We start from the raw sequence: 367 nt of genomic DNA, 5'->3' as shown, positions 1-367 counted from the left end.
CCGCAAGCACCTGGAGATGGCGGTCAACACGCTCCTGAAAACGGAACTGACGGCGTTCCTGGATTACGAAAAATATGACCGCATAGGCTTCAATTCCGGCAATTCGCGGAACGGTGCCTACACGCGTACACTCCATACGGAGTATGGGGATTTAAATCTGTCGATTCCACGTGACCGGAACGGCGAATTCAACCAACAGACCGTCGCTCCGTACAAGCGCTCGAACGATACGCTGGAGTCCTTCGTCATCCACATGTTCCAGAAAGGCGTCACGATGTCCGAAATCTCGGATCTGATTGAGAAGATGTACGGCCATCACTACACGCCACAGACCATCTCCAATATGACCAAAGCGATGAGCGAACAA

General features: G+C 52.3%; 1 protein-coding gene. It reads left to right on the top strand.

Annotated features, from left to right (window positions below; translation table 11 throughout):
- On the top strand, window positions 1-367 hold a 367-nt coding region (locus tag CXF70_RS07410), incomplete at both ends, for a transposase (protein WP_199172803.1).

This window comes from Planomicrobium sp. MB-3u-38, assembly GCF_002836425.1.
GTDB lineage: Bacteria > Bacillota > Bacilli > Bacillales_A > Planococcaceae > Planococcus > Planococcus okeanokoites.
The sequence above is the reverse complement of the archived record's forward strand: the minus strand, read 5'-3'. Positions and strand labels throughout refer to the sequence as shown.